This is a genomic window from Planktothrix pseudagardhii, from assembly GCF_904830925.1.
GTDB lineage: Bacteria > Cyanobacteriota > Cyanobacteriia > Cyanobacteriales > Microcoleaceae > Planktothrix > Planktothrix tepida.
The window spans coordinates 1,068,062-1,084,508 of record NZ_LR882967.1 but is presented as its reverse complement, the minus strand read 5'-3'; the positions used below and the strand labels follow the sequence as shown (position 1 = coordinate 1,084,508).

The window sequence follows — 16,447 nt, the reverse complement described above, 5'->3', positions numbered from 1 at the left end:
TAGGATATTATCATAATGAATTTAGATTTAAAACCCACTTCCGATTTCCCGATTTTAATTGAAGGTCAACCTGGATTAACCGTAATTCTGAAGTTATCCTGTTGTAATGAGCGCTCAGAAAATTTATTAATTCGTCCAATTTTAGAAGATGGATTCACCGATAGCCAACAAGTTGTATCCTGTCATTATCAAGTCAATCCAGCCTATCTTTACTTATTGCCAAAAAAAGCGGAAAATCTAATTTTAACCTTCCAAATTCCTAAAACTATTTCTGATCAAAATTCGGTGAAAATCGGGTTAAGATTTCCAGGGATAGAAGCAGAAGCGATTCCAATTCTAATCACTTTGGTATCCCCTCAACCTAGTTCTGAAACCCTATCGCCAGCTAACTCAATTGAAAAGTCTCTCAAAGTGACCTTTCCTTTTTCTGATCAAAATCTTCTACCCTCAACTCATCTTTCCCCTCAAAAAACAAGTATAATGGGGAAATTTACATCAAGATTAATGGATTTAGATACAATCCCTTCTCGTTGGTTAATCGTTGAAATCTTAACTCTTTTAGCAATCATTGGAGATGATTATTCTCAAACAAAACAAGGAAATAAAACCCTTCAAGACCTTGAAAAAACAGTCTTTTTTCAACAAGGTGCAACAGCATTTAATTCGGGAGGTATTCCTCAATGGATACTCATCACTTTATCTACAATTAAAACCTATTTAGGTCAAAAATTGGTATTAGAACTTTGGGAACAGTGGTTATACAGTTTAGGAGCAACCGATTTAGAACATGAAAAAAATCCAGAAACTATTTTAATGTCTCCCCTGTTCCCTTCCCACTGGATTTCTCAACAAAATAACCAAACAGAACGCTGGTTTTCTAATATTATTTTAGGCTTAAAACAAATTAATCCGTCTTTTTCTGATCAATTAGAAACCTTGATTTCTCAAACCTCAAAATCGCCAAAAAAACCTGCGTTTGGGCTGGGTTTATTGCCGTTTATTAACCCGAAAAATAATCAGGAAACCCCCACGATTACACCGGAAAAAAATATCACTTTAATCACAGGATTATCAAGTTTTGATACCTTACCTGCTCGTTGGCTGGTTGTAGAATTGCTTTTGATAATCGCTGCTCAAGGAAATCAGTATTCAACGGAAAAACTGGGGATAGAATTGAGTTCTAAATTGCAACGTACCCGATTTTTCAAAAATGGGATTCTGGCTTTAGCTTCTGCACAATTTCCCCGGTGGTTAATCGTCACCCATCAAGCCACATCAGCCTTTCATACTGATACCGGAGGAACCTTAGAAACCCAAGGATTACTTTATTTTTGGGAAAAATGGTTATGGAGTTTAAATTCTCAGCCATTGCCTAATCTTGTGAATTATCATACCTTAACAGAAACCTTAATTCAAAACAATGGAATGGATGTTGAAAAATGGTTCCTTGATCTGATTCTAGGACTGGCTTTAATCTCACCTAGAATTTCAGCATTTATTCAGACTTTAGCCGAGATATCGCCTATTATTTCCCCACAACCAAAAATTGTTAAAACTCCCTCAGAAGATATTGTTAATTCTAATCTATCTTTACAACGATGACTTTAGATCCTTCACTGATTAACCAGATTGAATCTTTACGAATTCCTTTAGATAATCCAGAATCTTCTTTAGATTGGAAAGATTGGTATCATTATATTCTGATTCATCCTGAAACCGGGATGCGAATTCTAGTGAATATTACCCTTATGGGTAGACCCCAACGGGGAGAAATTCAAGTCAGTTTGATTATTAATAGTCCCAATGCTTTATTACCCCCTTCCTTACAAACAAAGGATTTAATAGCGACCTTTGCTACGACTGTTGCGATTCCTTGGAAAGCTAATGATGTTGGTTCTCAACCCTTAGAAATTCAAGCAAAAGGAGTTCATTTACAAATTCAGGGAGAACAATCAAAAATTCAAGTTCAGGACAAGCGATCGCAACTTTATATTGAGTTTAAAACTCAAGTTAAAGCCACTCCTTTATTAGTGACTGAAGATGCTAAATTTGGCAGTGGTTTTATCGGCTGGGGGTTAATTCCTGGGTTAGAAGTTTTAGGCCAATTAGACCTGGGTGAAACTCAATTTAACTTAAATTCTGATTGGTTATGTTATCATGATCGCAATTTTGGGCGTTTTCGTTGGGGAGAAGATATCGGTTGGGAATGGTTTGTAATTTTTGCCCAAACTGAAACTAAAATTCCCCTGACCCTAATCTTAGACTGGAGAACAAATAAAACCCATACTCAAGGCGGTTTACCCTATATTTTTATTTATCAAAATCATCAGTTAAGTAAAATCTTTTTAGGGGAAACATTACGCCTAAATTGGCAGTGGTCAACCGTTCCCTATCAACCTTTACGTTTACCCGGAGTTATGGCATCTTTATTTAGCGATCGCGTCTTAAAAATGCCGCAAAGTTTACAAATTGAAGCTGAAGATGAACAGGATCATTTGTTGTTAAATCTTAACTTTGATGCTACCCTAGAACTGATTGTTCCTGATAATCAATCCCGTCAATATACTTTTATTGAAGAACTCTCAGGAACCGTTGAAACCCACCTAAAAATTAACGAAACCCAATTAATAGCTCAAGGATTTGTTTATGCTGAATATGTGCAGTAAACAGGTTTCAGGTTTCAGGTTTTCTGGTCATCAGATAAGTTTCCAGGACATCAACGGCTTTGCAGTTTCCCTGTTCAGTTTGGATATAGCTGCTGACTTCAGCCACACGGGTAGCATAACTTGGATCACCTAATAACACTTTCAGTTCTGCTAAAACCGTAGACGCTTGATAAAGATGGCGGTCTAATGTTCGCCCAACCCCCATTTGTACAACTCGTGTTGCATTGTCGGGTTGATCATAATGATAAGGAATGACTAACATCGGATGCCCGGCTCGTAAGGCTTCCGCCGTTGTTCCCATACCCCCATGATGGACAATAGCCGCGGCGAATGGAAAAATATCGGCATGGGGTGAGTAGTCAATGGCGATGACTCCTGGGGGTAAACCCAAGGCGTTCAATTGGTGTGCCGCTTTTCCCATCATCAAAACAGCCCGATATCCTAACTTTTGGGCTGCTATCATCCCCTGTTCATAAAAATTCCCTGGAGTTAAAACAGCCGTTGACCCCAAGGTAAATACAATCGGAGGTGGCCCAGCGTGCAAAAACTGTTGGAGTTCTGGGGATAACCCCGACTCAGAATTTTGACGGTAAAAGGGAAAACCCGTAATCTGGGTTTGTGGGGGCCAATCAGGTTGGACACTGGCAAAGGTTTGGGAAAATAAACCCAACACCAGAGGTGCAAATTGTCCTTCGAACAAAGGATCAAATCTGGCTTCTAACCCTAATTCTTCTTGTAATTGTTCCAAAGGCGCACTCCAAAGTTGCATATTGCAGCGAAACAGACGCAGCAAAGAATCCCTAGCCACTACCGCCATTGCTTTTTCATAGCGAGATTGAGTGCTTTTTTCCGGGGGGACATCATAGGCAGACATCAAAACACTGGGAGATAAAATTGTAGAAACCCAGGGAATTCCTGTTTTTTCAGCAACTAAAGAGGCGACTAATGTTAAGGGATGGGTTAAGAGTAAATCTGCTCCTTGTACTGCATTAATTAAGTCAGAATAACTGGTGCGTAAATAGGGCATTAATAAATAATTGATAATGTATTCCATCCCCCGTTGGGAGTCCATCATCATCGATAAAAATTCTATCTCTCCGGGTTCTTGGGGCAAACCATTGGGTCTGAGGAGACAAAACTCTATTCCGGCTGTTTCAATGGTTTTTTGATATTGTTCACAGGTAGCAATGCGGGCGGAATACCCTCGATTTTGCAATTCTTGAGCCAGTGCCATATAGGGATATAAATCTCCTAAAGACCCAAAGGTTGCTAAAACAATTGTTTTTCCTGAACCGTTGGAAGTTTGATGTTTTAATCGTCTGTCCATTAGATTACAGTTATAAATATCAGATTTTTAATCGCACTCAGAAGCCGAGTTTCTGAATCATAATCTCTTAGATAACAACTAGAAACCCGGTTTCTCAAGTTTTGAAACTCTTGATTTTAAACGGTACAAATTTGGCTTAACGTTGCCACAAAATTCGGATAGGAAATTCCTGCGGCTTCCGCTCGGTGAATGGTGGTTTTTCCTTGAGCCGTTAAACCAGCAATTGCTAAACTCATAGCAATTCGATGATCCGTATCGCTATCAACTTCTGTTCCCGTTAAAGGGAAACCTCCGGTAATTTCTAAGCCGTCGGAACGTTCAGTAATATTCGCCCCCAGTTGACTCATTTGAGTTGCCATCACGGTAATGCGATCGCTTTCTTTTACCCGTAATTCTTCCGCATCTTTAATAATCGTTTTCCCTTCTGCAAACGCCGCAGCCACCGCTAAAATCGGGATTTCATCAATTAATCTAGGAATAATATCCCCGCCAATTTCACAAGCTTTTAACGTACTATATTTAACTCGAATATCCGCCACAGGTTCCCCCGCCACAACCCGTTGATTTTCTAATTGTAAATTCGCCCCCATTTTTTCTAAAGCTTCTAATATTCCTGTGCGAGTGGGGTTGACTCCGACATTTTCTACCACTAATTCTGACCCTGGAACAATTGCCGCCGCCACTAACCAAAACGCCGCGGAACTAATATCCCCCGGAACGACAACGTGCTGACCGTGCAGTTCTGCTGGCCCATTAACAATTACACTAAAAGTATCCGGTTCAACGGTTAAATTAGCCCCAAAAGCCTTTAACATTCGTTCACTATGATCCCGTGAAAGAGCGGGTTCTGTTACCGTCGTTTCTCCTTCGGTCATTAACGCAGCTAATAGAATACAGGATTTTACCTGCGCCGAAGCAATGGGGGAAAAATAATGAATGGGACGTAAAGCTTGACCTTGAACCGCTAAAGGCGCATAAGACCCCCCTTGACGACCCCAAATATTAGCTCCCATCTGTTGTAAGGGTTTCGTGACACGGGACATGGGACGACGGACTAAGGAACTATCCCCGGTAACAGTAAAAAATTTCCCAGGGTGGGAAGCGAGAATTCCTAACATTAACCGTAGCGTTGTACCGGAATTTCCGGCATCTAAAACTTCAGTGGGTTCTTGAAGATTACCCAGTCCAATGCCTTTGACTTCTACCCGTTCTGAATTTAACTCCGAAATTTCCGCCCCTAAACAAGTAAAACATTGGGCGGTACTACGGGGGTCTGCCCCTAACAATAAGCCTTCAATGGTGGTGACACCTTTTGCTAACGCTCCTAACATTAAGGCTCGATGGGAGATGGACTTATCCCCAGGAATGCGAATTCGTCCTTGTAACGATAAGCCCGATTTTGGGGGTTGTATTGTTAATATTTGCTCAGTTTCTGTATTTTCAGTTGTTACGATAGTCCCTTGCATTTTATGATTTGAGATAAGGTAAGGATTGCCTTAGTTATCCTACCGCTTTCTCGACTCTAACCCAATTAGAAACATCGAGAATTTTATCCTATATGAGATGACTTATGTTAACACACTATCGTGTGCCCGTGAGTCTGTCGTTAGTATCGATAGACTTGCCTATTCGTTCTTTAGTGGAAGGATCGGCAACCCTGTATCAAAAGGATCGAGATCAGTTCCATTTATTGTTACATGAACCTGCATTAGTGGAATGGGAGTCTGATTCTTTTCCCCCAGAGAGGATTATTCCTGCCCAGAAACCCCGTCTATTATGGTTAGAGGTTTCTCCCTATCGGGCGGTGATGACCATGCAGGGTCAGGGAAAATACAGTTATCGTCACCTCTGGCAACAGGGGATGTATGGCTTAAGTCGATATTATCTGCAAACGGATTTACAAGCAATGGCAAGTCAACTCCGTCTGCGGAATTTTACCCGTCAATTAGAATTAGTCGGACATCCTCTACCTGAATATATGCGTTTAGAATACGAACTTTGGTCAGAAAATGTTCAAATGGGTCGTTATGTTTTAAGTTTAGAAATTCATCATTAACGGGTTTCGGGTGTCAGGTTTCGGGTGCTGGGAGAATAGTGCGGAATGTGAATCATTTCCTACTTTCTCCCCGGTTTTTGCTCAATTTATTAAGTTTTTTTGATAGGAATGACCTTGGTTTTTCCTAGGCTAAAGCTGATCAAATTTTAAAATATTAATTATTTTCTTTTTCCTCATTTTCTAAATTATTGGATAATTCTGTCAATTCTGATGTAGGAACCCGCAGATTAATTTGGAATACAATTTGATCTCGTTCAACATTAACAGTCGCAATATTTACAATACTTTTTTCGGGAAATACACTATTAATTGGAATTTGAGGAGATAGACATTTATAACCAGATTGTTCCAACCATTCAGAAATATTTCGCCAATTTTCTATTTTTTCATCAGTTTTATCTAAAAGAAACTTCACATATTTATAAATAGTCGCACAGAGATCAGTTTCTACACCCCTTGAATTTTTGCTAAGTTGTTCTGCAATCTCTGAGGGGCTATAGCCACATAGTAATCCCCTTAAGTGTAATTTTTCAACAGGAGTTAAGTGTTTTCCCTTAGCTGAGGCTAAATCATTATACAAGGTTTCCAAGTCCCAATATTTTACAGCTTGGCTAAACAGTTCATTTTGATTTTCCATAGCACGTTTTATAAAGAACCCTAACAGAATCCTAACATTACTTCTAACATTTGTCAGTAGATTATTAGCTAAAAGAGTATTATTCTACAAAATATACAGTACATTCAAATCACTATTTTTCTATGTCAACATTTGGATTTGATCGAATCAAAACCGCTTTAAGTCAAGCACTGGAAGGGTTGTCCGATTGGAATCAATTAAACCGCTTTACTAAAGGAAAAGTTATTGATAAAACTTTTAAATCTCTGATGAAAGATTTAATGGAACAGTTTGGAATGAAACCTGGTATAGACTATGTTGATAATTTAGATGATAATGCAAGAAGTGCAGATTTTGTAGCTTTATCTCAACAAGCTGATGAATTAATTAGAGGATTACTTAACGGTAAAATCATTGCAATTTCTGGACATAGTAGAATTAGTAAATTAGGTAATGAGTTTGAAGTTAAAGCTCATTTTCGCAAAAAGGCAGCCTAAAATTTTTCTAGTGGTGTAGAATTATATTAGGTATTGATGGTTATATTTATATCATTATTTGTACCTCATAAAATTTGAAGCCACTATAACATTATTTCCCTTTGAACCTTAAATCTGATCATATTTACTTGAGGTAAAGCCAATGAAACCTGTATATTTTAAAGATGGAAACTATATTTATGAGTGCAAATCTTCTCCTGAACAACAAGGAGGCGCTCTTAATAATAAAAGCCTGAGAATATGGACAGAAGATGTTAAAAAGTTATTGGAAGAGCAGCAACCTACAGCGTTTCGTTACATCTTTCCAGTGAATCGTGTTGATAGTAGTAATAGAATCATTTTAGAAAAACTAAAAAAAGATTGTAGTCATGTTGATATACAATACTATGACTGTGATTCGGTAGATAATCTAATTAAAGCTTTGGAAAAAGTCAAAAGCTTATCTGGGTTAGTTGAATATATCAACCAAGCAAGGAAATAAAAAAATGGCTCAAAATCTTCATTTTTTCACAATTCAGTGTTTTAGTGAAAAGTTCACCCAATCTCTTGACTTCAATGATATTCCGAAAATGCTCAAAGTGTGTTTTGAAAATAAAGGCATACTGGAAATTGAAGATTTAATTTGTGTTGAAAAGATTGATACAAAATTTCCGCCCATCTCTGCGTATTACCCCAAAATAGAGAATTTTTTGAGTACAGATTCTCAAATTCAGTTACATAAAGATTTGGGATATTACTTAGTTGATAAAAAACTATGGGAAGCCATTAAAGATATTATTATTGAAGAGTCAGGAAAAAAGTTGGATGAGTTAAAGAACCCTGCTAATTCAAAAAGCAAAAAATCTAAATCTCCCAAAGATGATAGTAGGAATCAACTTCGTGAAGTCTATGATGCTTATTTTAAAGATTTAGCTATATTAGAGAGTTGGTATAACAAAAAAATGTTAATACTAGAGGTTTCTTAGTCTATATCGCATTTCCCAATAGGTTGTAATATTTTATTGTAGGGGTTGGGTTTTCCAACCCTCTTAAGCTGTTGAATGAGGGCTTGATTCAGTAGGCTAGACGGATGAAGCGATCAGATTCTCCGCTTATTAATTCTCTAGTTAAAGCTTAATTTGCCAGAAAAATAACGGACTCAACTTCTGAGTATTGGGGATGATCCGATATAATAACTTTCAAGTTTTTTCATCTACTTCTGCCAGGGAATTATTCAGTGTGAGTTGGAGTCCCGACAGCCAAACCATCGCTTCTGGAAGTTATGACAACACTATCAAGCTGTGGCATTTGGATTTAGATCAATTAATGGTATCGGCTTGTGAGTGGATGAAGGATTATCTGGAGAATAGTTCGAGTGTGAGTGAAGAGGACAGATGTTTGTGTGAGGGGGTGAGAGTGAATCAGCAACCGTGAGAAATTAAGTGATAGTCAGTCTCAATCTGTTATCCAAATGTATTAAAATCCAATTCATCGTTAGATAAAGTTTTAAGTTTAATCAATCAGGAGAATTTCAAAATGATCGGAGGAACACAAGGGGCGGTGATGGAATCTATTGCACCCCCTAATCTGATGTTACAGGTGTCGGGAGTCAATGTTTATTATGGGGAAAGCCATATTTTACGCGATGTGGATTTAAGTGTTGCGCCTGGAGAAATGGTGTGTTTAATTGGACGGAATGGTGTGGGCAAAACTACCCTTTTAAAAAGTATTATGGGGTTACTCAAACCTAAAACCGGGGAGATTTATTTTCAACGAAAACCCCTGAATAAAGTTTCAACGGATAAACGGGCTAGATTAGGCATTGGTTATGTTCCCCAAGGGCGGGAAGTGATTCCCCGTGTTACGGTGAAAGAAAATCTATTATTAGGGTTAGAAGCATTACCCGAAGGACGAAAAGGAAAACCCGAAATACCTGAAGAAATTTTTGAGTTATTTCCCGTTTTAAAAACCATGTTATCTCGGATGGGAGGAGATTTAAGCGGCGGACAACAACAACAGTTAGCCATCGCAAGGGCGTTAATGGGAAGACCTCAATTATTGGTTTTAGATGAACCCACTGAAGGGATTCAACCCTCGATTATTTTCGAAATTGAAGCCGCAGTTCGACATATTATCGAAACCACGGGAATTTCGGTTTTATTAGTGGAACAACATTTACATTTTGTCCGCCAAGCTGACCGTTATTATGCCATGCAAAAAGGGGGAATTGTTGCTTCGGGTGCTACAAAAGATTTAAGTCAAGAAGTGATTCAACAATTTTTAGCCGTGTAAATGTTGACTCTATAGATAGTCATAATGCCCTGAACTAAAGTTCGGGCTGTAGAGACGTGCCATGGCGCGTCTCTACTTCATCTAAAGATGACTAAGATCATTTTTCATTAACCCGTTTTAACGGGTTTGAGCTTTTAGCCTGAAATTTATTTCAAGGCTTTTGGGGTTATTAACGCTGATTTTTCGTTGGCTATAATCCTTAAAATTCGTTTAATTTCCCAAAAGTTACACAAGAGGGATTATGTTTTTTCTTGTTAATTATTTCTGCGGATAGCTGCCTCAATTTCTTCTGGATGAGTATCAGCATAAATCCAAGCATTGACTAAATTTTCTGCTTTCAAATGAGGAAAATCTTGTAAGATTCGAGCATCAGAAGCACCATTCCGGCGATAATTGATCAATGACCAAACAGGGATACGAGTGTTAGCAATTCTAGCATCCCCACCGCACACCCCAGGAGTTTTTTCAATTCCTTGCCAAACATTACTTAAACTTTGGACTAGCAATTGAATAGCCTGTGCTTTTTCCGCTAGACTTAAGGCCAGCAGTTGAGGTTCTAAGTCTTTTAGAGTCATGTTACTGCCTCCTTTATAATTAGGGTGGATCTAGTTAAGAGTTTAACATCTAGCTTTCCAAATTCCCGTTTTAGTCTGGGTTTTTCCATAAATATCTGTTTAATTTTTAGTTACAGAACATGAGTCAATTATCAGCAATCAACCTCGGTCGTAAAATTAACTCTCGATGGGTTTGGCGTGGGGTAAATTTAGCTTTATCCCCTGGCGTTTGTTTAGGTTTAGTGGGGGCGACAGGAACCGGAAAAACACTCTTATTAAGAACATTAGCGGGGTTAGATCCTATTGATAAGGGTGAAATTAAACTGGGAAATCGCCCTTTAAACCAATGTTATATGCCTCAATATCGTTCTTTTGTGATTTATCTTCATCAACGTCCTATTCTATTAGAAGGAACTGTCGAAACCAACTTAAAAAGCGTTTATAACCTATCAATTCATCGTCAAAAATCTTACAATTCTCAACGAGTAGAAAACTGGTTTTTAGACCTAGGGCGATCGCCTAATTTTCTCCAACAATCGGCTCAAAATTTGTCGGGGGGTGAAACTCAACTGGTTGCTTTAATTCGCGCCTTACAACTTGATCCGTTAGTGTTATTATTAGATGAACCAACGGCATCTTTAGACCCCAGAACAACTGAACAAGTCGAGTCCTTAATTCAACGCTGGTTAACTGAAAACCCTGAACGCGCTTGTATTTGGACAAGCCATGATTCTAAACAATTGCATCGAGTAACTCAAGTTCAACAAGAATTAGTTTCTGTTCATTAATTATATTTCATTTTTTTCTAAAATGTCTAGTTCTTATATTCCAATTAGTTTAGAACAATTAGCCTTATCAGTTTTATTTATTCTGATTAATATTGTCCTATCGTTAGGACTCCAATTAGGTCTAGCGCGAACCTTAGTAATTGCTAGTCTGCGAATGGTGGTGCAGTTATTATTAATTGGATATGTCTTAAATTGGTTGTTTACCTTATCCCATCCTGTCCCGATTATTGCCTTAGCATTGCTGATGACCACTATCGCCGGAATTTCCAGTGTAAATCGCACCTCTCGCAGATTTGCAGGAATTTATTGGCGGAGTTTATTATCGGTTTTTATCTCCTCATTTTTGATTACCAATTTAACAACCCTTGGTATTATTCAGGTTCAACCTTGGTATGATCCGCAATACTTTATTCCCCTCTTAGGAATGGTATTAGGAAATACCTTGACAGGAATTTCTTTAGGATTAGATCGATTCATGGAATCTTTAGTTAATCAACGTCAAAAAATTGAAACCTTATTAGCTTTAGGAGCCACTCGTTGGGAAGCAACCCATGAAGAAGTTCAAGCGGCAGTTAGAACCGGAATGATCCCGATGATTAATTCAATGATGGTGATGGGAATTGTCAGTTTACCGGGTATGATGACGGGGCAAATTTTAGCAGGAGCGAGTCCGTTAGATGCAGTACGATATCAGATTATTATTATCTTTGCGATCGCCTCAGCAACAGCATTAGGAACCTTGGGAGTTGTGTTATTAGCATGGCTTTCTCTGCTAAATTCTTCTCATCAAATTTGTTTAGATCGCTTAATCAAACAAGACATTTACTGATTTAATCTACGCCTTAAGATAGTTTTTTTTAGGGAATTAAACCTCATTATTTATCTCTAATGATAGAGGAAAAATTGCTTTATATATTATTAGATAGAGTGAAAGTTTTTCCAGTTTATAAAACCTTGCAACCCTATCTTAGGAATCATTATGAATACCCTCAAAACCCGCGATGTAAATCAATTACGCCTGTTGATAGTCGCAGATAATATATCGCGGAAAATGGGGGGTGAAGCCGGAAAAAATCTGTATTATTTGCAACTTTTGCAGGAACGGAATGTTGATGTGCATATTATTTGTCATGCACGAGTCCGCGAAGAACTTCAGGAGGAGTTGACAAAAGCAGAGTTTAAAAAAATCCGATTTATTGAAGATAGTCCTTTGCAAAGTAATCTTTGGAAAATAACTCAACACTTACCTCCTCGTATTCAAGTGGGAATGATAGAACAATTGATCCGCCTGAATACTCAACTTCGAGCTAGAAAACTAGCCAAGCAAATCATTCAAGAACACAAGATTAACCTAGTATTTGAACCCTCTCCGATTACCCCAAAAGGCATTAGTTGCCTCTACGATTTAGGTGTACCTGTTGTGATTGGGCCCTTATCAGGAGGATTAGATTTTCCTCCAGCCTTTCAATACATGGATGGGTCAAAAACCCGGACAACAGTTGAGCTTATCAAAGAGTATTCTGAGTTTATTCATCAATTATTGCCAGGAAAACTAAAAGCTGATACTATCATTGTAGCCAATTCCCAAACTAAAGCTGCTTTACCAAAAGGTTGCAAAGGCAAAATTTATGAAGTCATTGAATGTGGAGTGGATTTAGAGATTTGGCAACCTAAAATCTATACTCAGCCTGATCCGAATCAACCGATTCGCTTTATTTATACGGGACGATTTGTAGATTGGAAAGGAGTAGAATTTTTACTCGAAGCCTTTAAAATTGTATCCGAACAAACCTCTGCTGTTTTAGAATTGGTTGGAGATGGAATATTACGACCCCAATTACAAGCCCAAGTTGAACAATTAAACCTTCAAAATAAGGTTCATTTTCACGGTTGGATGAAACGGGAACAGATGGCTACTTTTATCCGTGAGTGTGATATTTTTGTATTGCCTGCGGTACGAGAAGCGGGAGGAAATGTCGTATTAGAAGCGATGGCATCTGCGTTACCTGTTATTGTTGCCAATTGGGCTGGGCCAGCTAAAACAGTACACTCCAGTTGTGGAATTCTCGTAGACCCCTGTTCTAAAGCCGGGTTTATTCAAGGGTTAGCCGATGGGATGCTGCGGTTAGCCAACTCCCCCGAATTGCGGTTTCAAATGGGTCAAGCCGGAATAAAACGGGTGAAACAGCATTATTTTGATTGGGATGCAAAATGCGATCGCATTTTAGAAATATTCCAAGAAACCCTTCATGATTATGGTGCTGTCAGTGAGCAGATCACCCCATTACAACCTACATACAGACCTAAAATTTCTTCAGCGACTTAAGCATTCCCTTGTGAGATGAAATCCTGAAATTAATGCTAGAAAAGGGAACAGGGAACAGGGAACAGGGAACAGGGAAGAGGGAACAGAGGGGAAAAGAAAATAGGGAATAGGAAAAAGTTATTAGCCACCATAGCAATTATGTGTAGCAAACGGGGATAAATGTTAAGAATTTGAGATGATGTCAGTGCGATCAGCATCACCTCAAATTTCTATTCGTTTTAAGTAAAACAATTTCATCCCCAAGAGAAACTATAATAAACCGTCCATTTCTAAGTCTTCAATAATTTGTAATCCTCGCGGATCACCGACTCTTAATAGAGAGGATTTAGCATCATCTTTAACCCCCATATCTGCATCTTCTTCCAACGCTTCAATTAAGGCATCAATCGCCACAGCATAAACGACATTGGAAGGCAGTTCTCGACATAATTGTCCTAACGCCCAAGCACAATTACTTCTAACCGCCGCGATGGGGTCTTGACGCAAAGCTTCAATCATGGGGGGAATGGCTCGGATCACAATCTCATAACCGACTTTCGCCATTTGACCAAGAGAACTTGCCGCCCACAAGCGTACCGCCGGAATATCAGTTTTTAGGGCATCTAGTAAGGGTTCTAAGGCTCTGCGATCGCCACAGGTTCCCAAGGCCCAAACAATTCCTTTACGGACATAACCATTCCAGTCGCGGTTGAGTTGTTCAATTAAAGCTTCAACGGCTTGAGAATTAGAGTTGCGCCCTAAAGCATAGGCGACACTCACCCGCACCAGGGGGCAAGCATCCTGTAATAAATTAATCAAATCAGGAATAGCACGCCCGTCCTGAATTTCGCAAAATGCCCGTGCTGCGATCATCCGCCCTTGGGATTCCGGTGATTTTAACAACAGCAACATTTCCTCTGGATCTGGTTTGGCCACTTCGCCATCATCCAATTGATCCAAAGGACTCTCTAACGGGTCTTGGGTATTGATTACGCTCAGTTCTTCATCCTCCATATCATTAATTTACAACAATTTGTAATCGTTGATGCAATTACTCGCAAGGGAGGGGATCACCAGAGCGCAAAGAAGGTCACAACCCAATCACTCACTCTTAATACGGCTTCAAAGCATCTTCTGCATCAATAAAGATTGAGGTTGATAGCCGAGTTTTTTATAGAGGTTGAGGGCGGGTTGGTTATTCATAAACACTTGCAGGCTAATTTTGCGATCGCCTCGTTGCAGTGCCCACTCTTCCCCTCGCAACACTAACGCCGAACCAATTCCCTGTTTGCGGTGTTCTGGAGCCACATACAATAGAAAAATATGGGCTGTGCGTTCTCCATCTGCTTGATCAATGGCATTCCCTAACCATAAACACCCCACAGGTTCGGAGATTGAACCATCAGGATGTAATTGCTCTACCCACCATAAGGGGGCTTGAGGAGAGAAATACTGCTCAACGGTTTGGGTCAGATGACTTAAATCCTGGTTAGGGAACTGTTCCTTATAGGTACGATAGACAAACTTCAGCAATAATGCCCGATCCAACCGTGATCCTTGACGCAGACTATAACCGGGAATTAGAACCTCAGACACGGGGATTATTAACAGAAGATTGAGTCAATATCGGAGAACCTAGAATGGTACTGATGGGTGCAGGAGCCATCATATCTTCTGGGAGGAAAATTCTCGCACTGACGACAAACAGAGCAAAGAGAAATATTAAAACAACAATCAACGGGGCAATATATTGACGAAAGAAAGCCATATTTAGGATCACTCTGAGAAAACGGATAAACGGTATAGAAGAGATTATTAGGTAGAGATGTAAAATATTTCGTCTCTACCCAGTGTTATCGAAACTTAAACTAACGCGGATATTTTTCCATTAACCCTCGAACTTGTTCTGCGTGGTAGGAACTCCGAGTTAAGGGAGACGCAACAACTTGCAGAAACCCGATAGACTCGCCAAACTCTCGCCAAGCCTTAAATTGTTCTGGTGGAATAAACTCCACTAGGGGCAAATGTTTAGGACTCGGTTGTAGGTATTGACCCAAGGTTAAGATATCACAATCAACAGTCCGTAAGTCCTGCATGGTTTCTCGAACCTCTGCATCGGTTTCACCCAGTCCCACCATAATTCCTGATTTGGTATAAACCTCTGGGGTGAGTTGTCGCGATCGCTTTAATAATTCCAAACTACGTTGATAATCTCCTTGAGGACGAACTCGACGATACAGCCGTTTAATCGTTTCGGTATTATGGTTGAGAACTTCCGGCTTCGCTTGTAAAATCAGTTCCAAAGCGTCCCAATTGCCACACAAATCAGGAATTAACACTTCAATGGTGGTTTGGGGAGATACAGCACGCACTTCTTCAATACACCGGACAAATTGAGACGCACCGCCATCGCTTAGGTCATCCCGGTTAACAGACGTGATCACCACATGATTCAGGTTCATGCGTCGTACTGCTTCCGCTAATCGTTCCGGTTCTGTCGGGTCAAGGGGTTGGGGTTTTTTCTCAAAATCAATATCACAGTAGGGACAGGCACGGGTACAAGCTGGCCCCATAATTAAAAATGTGGCAGTTCCGGCGTTGAAGCATTCTCCAATATTAGGACAGGAGGCTTCTTCACAAACGGTGTTTAAGCCGAGATCCCGCAAAATTCCTTTAACGTTTCCAACGCGCTCCCATTGAGGGGCCTTAACTCGCAACCAGTCTGGCTTGACAACCACGCGCTACCTTTTCCTAATTAACTTACATCTTTATTGATCATTTTAGACGTTTTTCTGTGTGGATATTAAAAACCCCCTGGTGGAATCCAGAGGGTGTTGGTTTATTATTGATTATTTAACAATCTCTTTAAGGAGGGCATCGAATAGCATTTCAGCTACTTTGGATATTAAAGAAGCCCTAGCCTTGCTCCGGTGTTTGCCCTTTGAGATTTTTAGTTCCAGGTATCCCCGCAGCTTTTGACCGAGTTCAGTTCCAAGGAACGGTGAGCGGTTTCGTTCAATGACTCGCAGTGACCATAGGAATAGTTGCTCCCGACAAAGTGCTGAACCTGCCCGCCGGAATTTTTTCTGGTCGCCGGAATCCTCTTCCTTGAAAACTTTACGGTAGCTGTCGAATTCCGGTTGCAGCAGGATGCTTTCTAATTCAATCTCAAGTTTCTTGGCAGCATCCATATAATGACAAAAATGATTTGGAAGTCTTGCTCAACCTCCCGAATATTACGGTGTTCAGTTGCCAAGAAAAAGAAGGTTTTGTTATTCTTAAGTTAGAACTATTAAAGGAATTACACCATTCGTTATGAAGAATATATCTATGTTACTGTAGTAAGTGATCTATCAAATGGTTCGTT

General features: G+C 39.6%; 20 protein-coding genes. 11 read left to right on the top strand and 9 right to left on the bottom strand.

The features are described from left to right. Window positions 1-15: 15 nt before the first annotated feature. Both NMK36_RS04600 and NMK36_RS04595 read left to right on the top strand, forming a co-directional pair. Entirely contained in the window at window positions 16-1,602 is a 1,587-nt protein-coding gene (locus NMK36_RS04600) for a hypothetical protein (protein ID WP_254173081.1), read from the top strand. Next, window positions 1,599-2,666: a hypothetical protein gene (locus tag NMK36_RS04595; protein ID WP_254173080.1), complete on the top strand. Its 1,068-nt coding sequence runs from the start codon at window positions 1,599-1,601 to the stop codon at window positions 2,664-2,666. The genes NMK36_RS04600 and NMK36_RS04595 overlap by 4 nt, the downstream gene beginning before the upstream one ends. A gap of 7 nt (window positions 2,667-2,673) precedes the next feature. Here NMK36_RS04595 and NMK36_RS04590 read toward each other — a convergent pair whose 3' ends face one another. Together NMK36_RS04590 and aroA are read right to left on the bottom strand one after the other, a co-directional pair. Beyond that, the gene (locus NMK36_RS04590) at window positions 2,674-3,993 is read right to left on the bottom strand and encodes a glycosyltransferase (protein ID WP_072720142.1); all 1,320 of its coding nucleotides are present in this window, start codon (window positions 3,991-3,993) and stop codon (window positions 2,674-2,676) included. 116 nt (window positions 3,994-4,109) lie between these two features. After that, window positions 4,110-5,459 carry a 3-phosphoshikimate 1-carboxyvinyltransferase gene (aroA, locus tag NMK36_RS04585; protein WP_072720143.1) on the bottom strand — a complete coding sequence of 450 codons (1,350 nt, stop codon included), beginning with the start codon at window positions 5,457-5,459 and terminating at the stop codon, window positions 4,110-4,112. A gap of 104 nt (window positions 5,460-5,563) precedes the next feature. Here aroA and NMK36_RS04580 point away from each other — a divergent pair, with 104 nt between their 5' ends. Continuing rightward, on the top strand, window positions 5,564-6,049 hold the full coding sequence (locus NMK36_RS04580; RefSeq protein WP_072720144.1) for a hypothetical protein: 486 nt from the start codon (window positions 5,564-5,566) through the stop codon (window positions 6,047-6,049). Window positions 6,050-6,203: 154 nt separating this feature from the next. Here the strand turns inward: NMK36_RS04580 and NMK36_RS04575 are convergent, their stop codons facing one another. Then, the gene (locus NMK36_RS04575; protein ID WP_254173079.1) at window positions 6,204-6,686 is read right to left on the bottom strand and encodes a helix-turn-helix domain-containing protein; all 483 of its coding nucleotides are present in this window, start codon (window positions 6,684-6,686) and stop codon (window positions 6,204-6,206) included. Between the two features lie 122 nt (window positions 6,687-6,808). Between NMK36_RS04575 and NMK36_RS04570 the strand changes: the two genes are divergently transcribed. The 5 genes from NMK36_RS04570 (at window position 6,809) to urtE (ending at window position 9,433) form a co-directional block, all read left to right on the top strand. Beyond that, window positions 6,809-7,162 (top strand): hypothetical protein, encoded by a 354-nt coding sequence (locus NMK36_RS04570; protein ID WP_254173078.1) that lies wholly within the window; start codon window positions 6,809-6,811, stop codon window positions 7,160-7,162. Window positions 7,163-7,304: 142 nt separating this feature from the next. Further along, window positions 7,305-7,643 (top strand): hypothetical protein, encoded by a 339-nt coding sequence (locus NMK36_RS04565; RefSeq protein WP_254173077.1) that lies wholly within the window; start codon window positions 7,305-7,307, stop codon window positions 7,641-7,643. Between the two features lie 4 nt (window positions 7,644-7,647). After that, entirely contained in the window at window positions 7,648-8,127 is a 480-nt protein-coding gene (locus NMK36_RS04560; protein ID WP_254173076.1) for a hypothetical protein, read from the top strand. Window positions 8,128-8,320: 193 nt separating this feature from the next. Next, on the top strand, window positions 8,321-8,575 hold the full coding sequence (locus tag NMK36_RS04555; RefSeq protein ID WP_254173075.1) for a hypothetical protein: 255 nt from the start codon (window positions 8,321-8,323) through the stop codon (window positions 8,573-8,575). A 156-nt stretch (window positions 8,576-8,731) separates the two neighbouring features. Continuing rightward, entirely contained in the window at window positions 8,732-9,433 is a 702-nt protein-coding gene (gene urtE / locus NMK36_RS04550; RefSeq protein ID WP_254175157.1) for an urea ABC transporter ATP-binding subunit UrtE, read from the top strand. A 254-nt stretch (window positions 9,434-9,687) separates the two neighbouring features. Here the strand turns inward: urtE and NMK36_RS04545 are convergent, their stop codons facing one another. Next, on the bottom strand, window positions 9,688-10,008 hold the full coding sequence (locus NMK36_RS04545; RefSeq protein WP_072720147.1) for a DUF433 domain-containing protein: 321 nt from the start codon (window positions 10,006-10,008) through the stop codon (window positions 9,688-9,690). A 119-nt stretch (window positions 10,009-10,127) separates the two neighbouring features. Here NMK36_RS04545 and NMK36_RS04540 point away from each other — a divergent pair, with 119 nt between their 5' ends. The 3 genes from NMK36_RS04540 to NMK36_RS04530 all read left to right on the top strand — a co-directional run bounded on the left by NMK36_RS04540 (window position 10,128) and on the right by NMK36_RS04530 (window position 13,101). Then, window positions 10,128-10,775: an ABC transporter ATP-binding protein gene (locus tag NMK36_RS04540; RefSeq protein ID WP_072720148.1), complete on the top strand. Its 648-nt coding sequence runs from the start codon at window positions 10,128-10,130 to the stop codon at window positions 10,773-10,775. A gap of 22 nt (window positions 10,776-10,797) precedes the next feature. Then, the gene (locus tag NMK36_RS04535; RefSeq protein WP_072720149.1) at window positions 10,798-11,604 is read left to right on the top strand and encodes an ABC transporter permease; all 807 of its coding nucleotides are present in this window, start codon (window positions 10,798-10,800) and stop codon (window positions 11,602-11,604) included. Between the two features lie 150 nt (window positions 11,605-11,754). Beyond that, window positions 11,755-13,101, top strand: a complete 1,347-nt coding sequence (locus NMK36_RS04530) for a glycosyltransferase family 4 protein (RefSeq protein WP_072720150.1) — start codon at window positions 11,755-11,757, stop codon at window positions 13,099-13,101. A gap of 249 nt (window positions 13,102-13,350) precedes the next feature. Here NMK36_RS04530 and NMK36_RS04525 read toward each other — a convergent pair whose 3' ends face one another. The 5 genes from NMK36_RS04525 to NMK36_RS04505 all read right to left on the bottom strand — a co-directional run bounded on the left by NMK36_RS04525 (window position 13,351) and on the right by NMK36_RS04505 (window position 16,271). Continuing rightward, a complete protein-coding gene (locus tag NMK36_RS04525; RefSeq protein ID WP_072720151.1) occupies window positions 13,351-14,094 on the bottom strand; it encodes a HEAT repeat domain-containing protein in 744 nt (247 codons plus the stop codon). Window positions 14,095-14,202: 108 nt separating this feature from the next. Further along, the gene (locus tag NMK36_RS04520) at window positions 14,203-14,676 is read right to left on the bottom strand and encodes a GNAT family N-acetyltransferase (protein WP_072720152.1); all 474 of its coding nucleotides are present in this window, start codon (window positions 14,674-14,676) and stop codon (window positions 14,203-14,205) included. Beyond that, window positions 14,669-14,848, bottom strand: a complete 180-nt coding sequence (locus tag NMK36_RS04515) for a hypothetical protein (protein ID WP_072720153.1) — start codon at window positions 14,846-14,848, stop codon at window positions 14,669-14,671. The genes NMK36_RS04520 and NMK36_RS04515 overlap by 8 nt, the downstream gene beginning before the upstream one ends. Window positions 14,849-14,948: 100 nt before the next feature. Further along, complete coding sequence (lipA, locus tag NMK36_RS04510) at window positions 14,949-15,818, bottom strand: lipoyl synthase (protein WP_072720154.1); 870 nt, start codon at window positions 15,816-15,818, stop codon at window positions 14,949-14,951. A 111-nt stretch (window positions 15,819-15,929) separates the two neighbouring features. Then, window positions 15,930-16,271: a hypothetical protein gene (locus NMK36_RS04505; protein ID WP_072720155.1), complete on the bottom strand. Its 342-nt coding sequence runs from the start codon at window positions 16,269-16,271 to the stop codon at window positions 15,930-15,932. Between the last annotated feature and the right edge of the window lie 176 nt (window positions 16,272-16,447).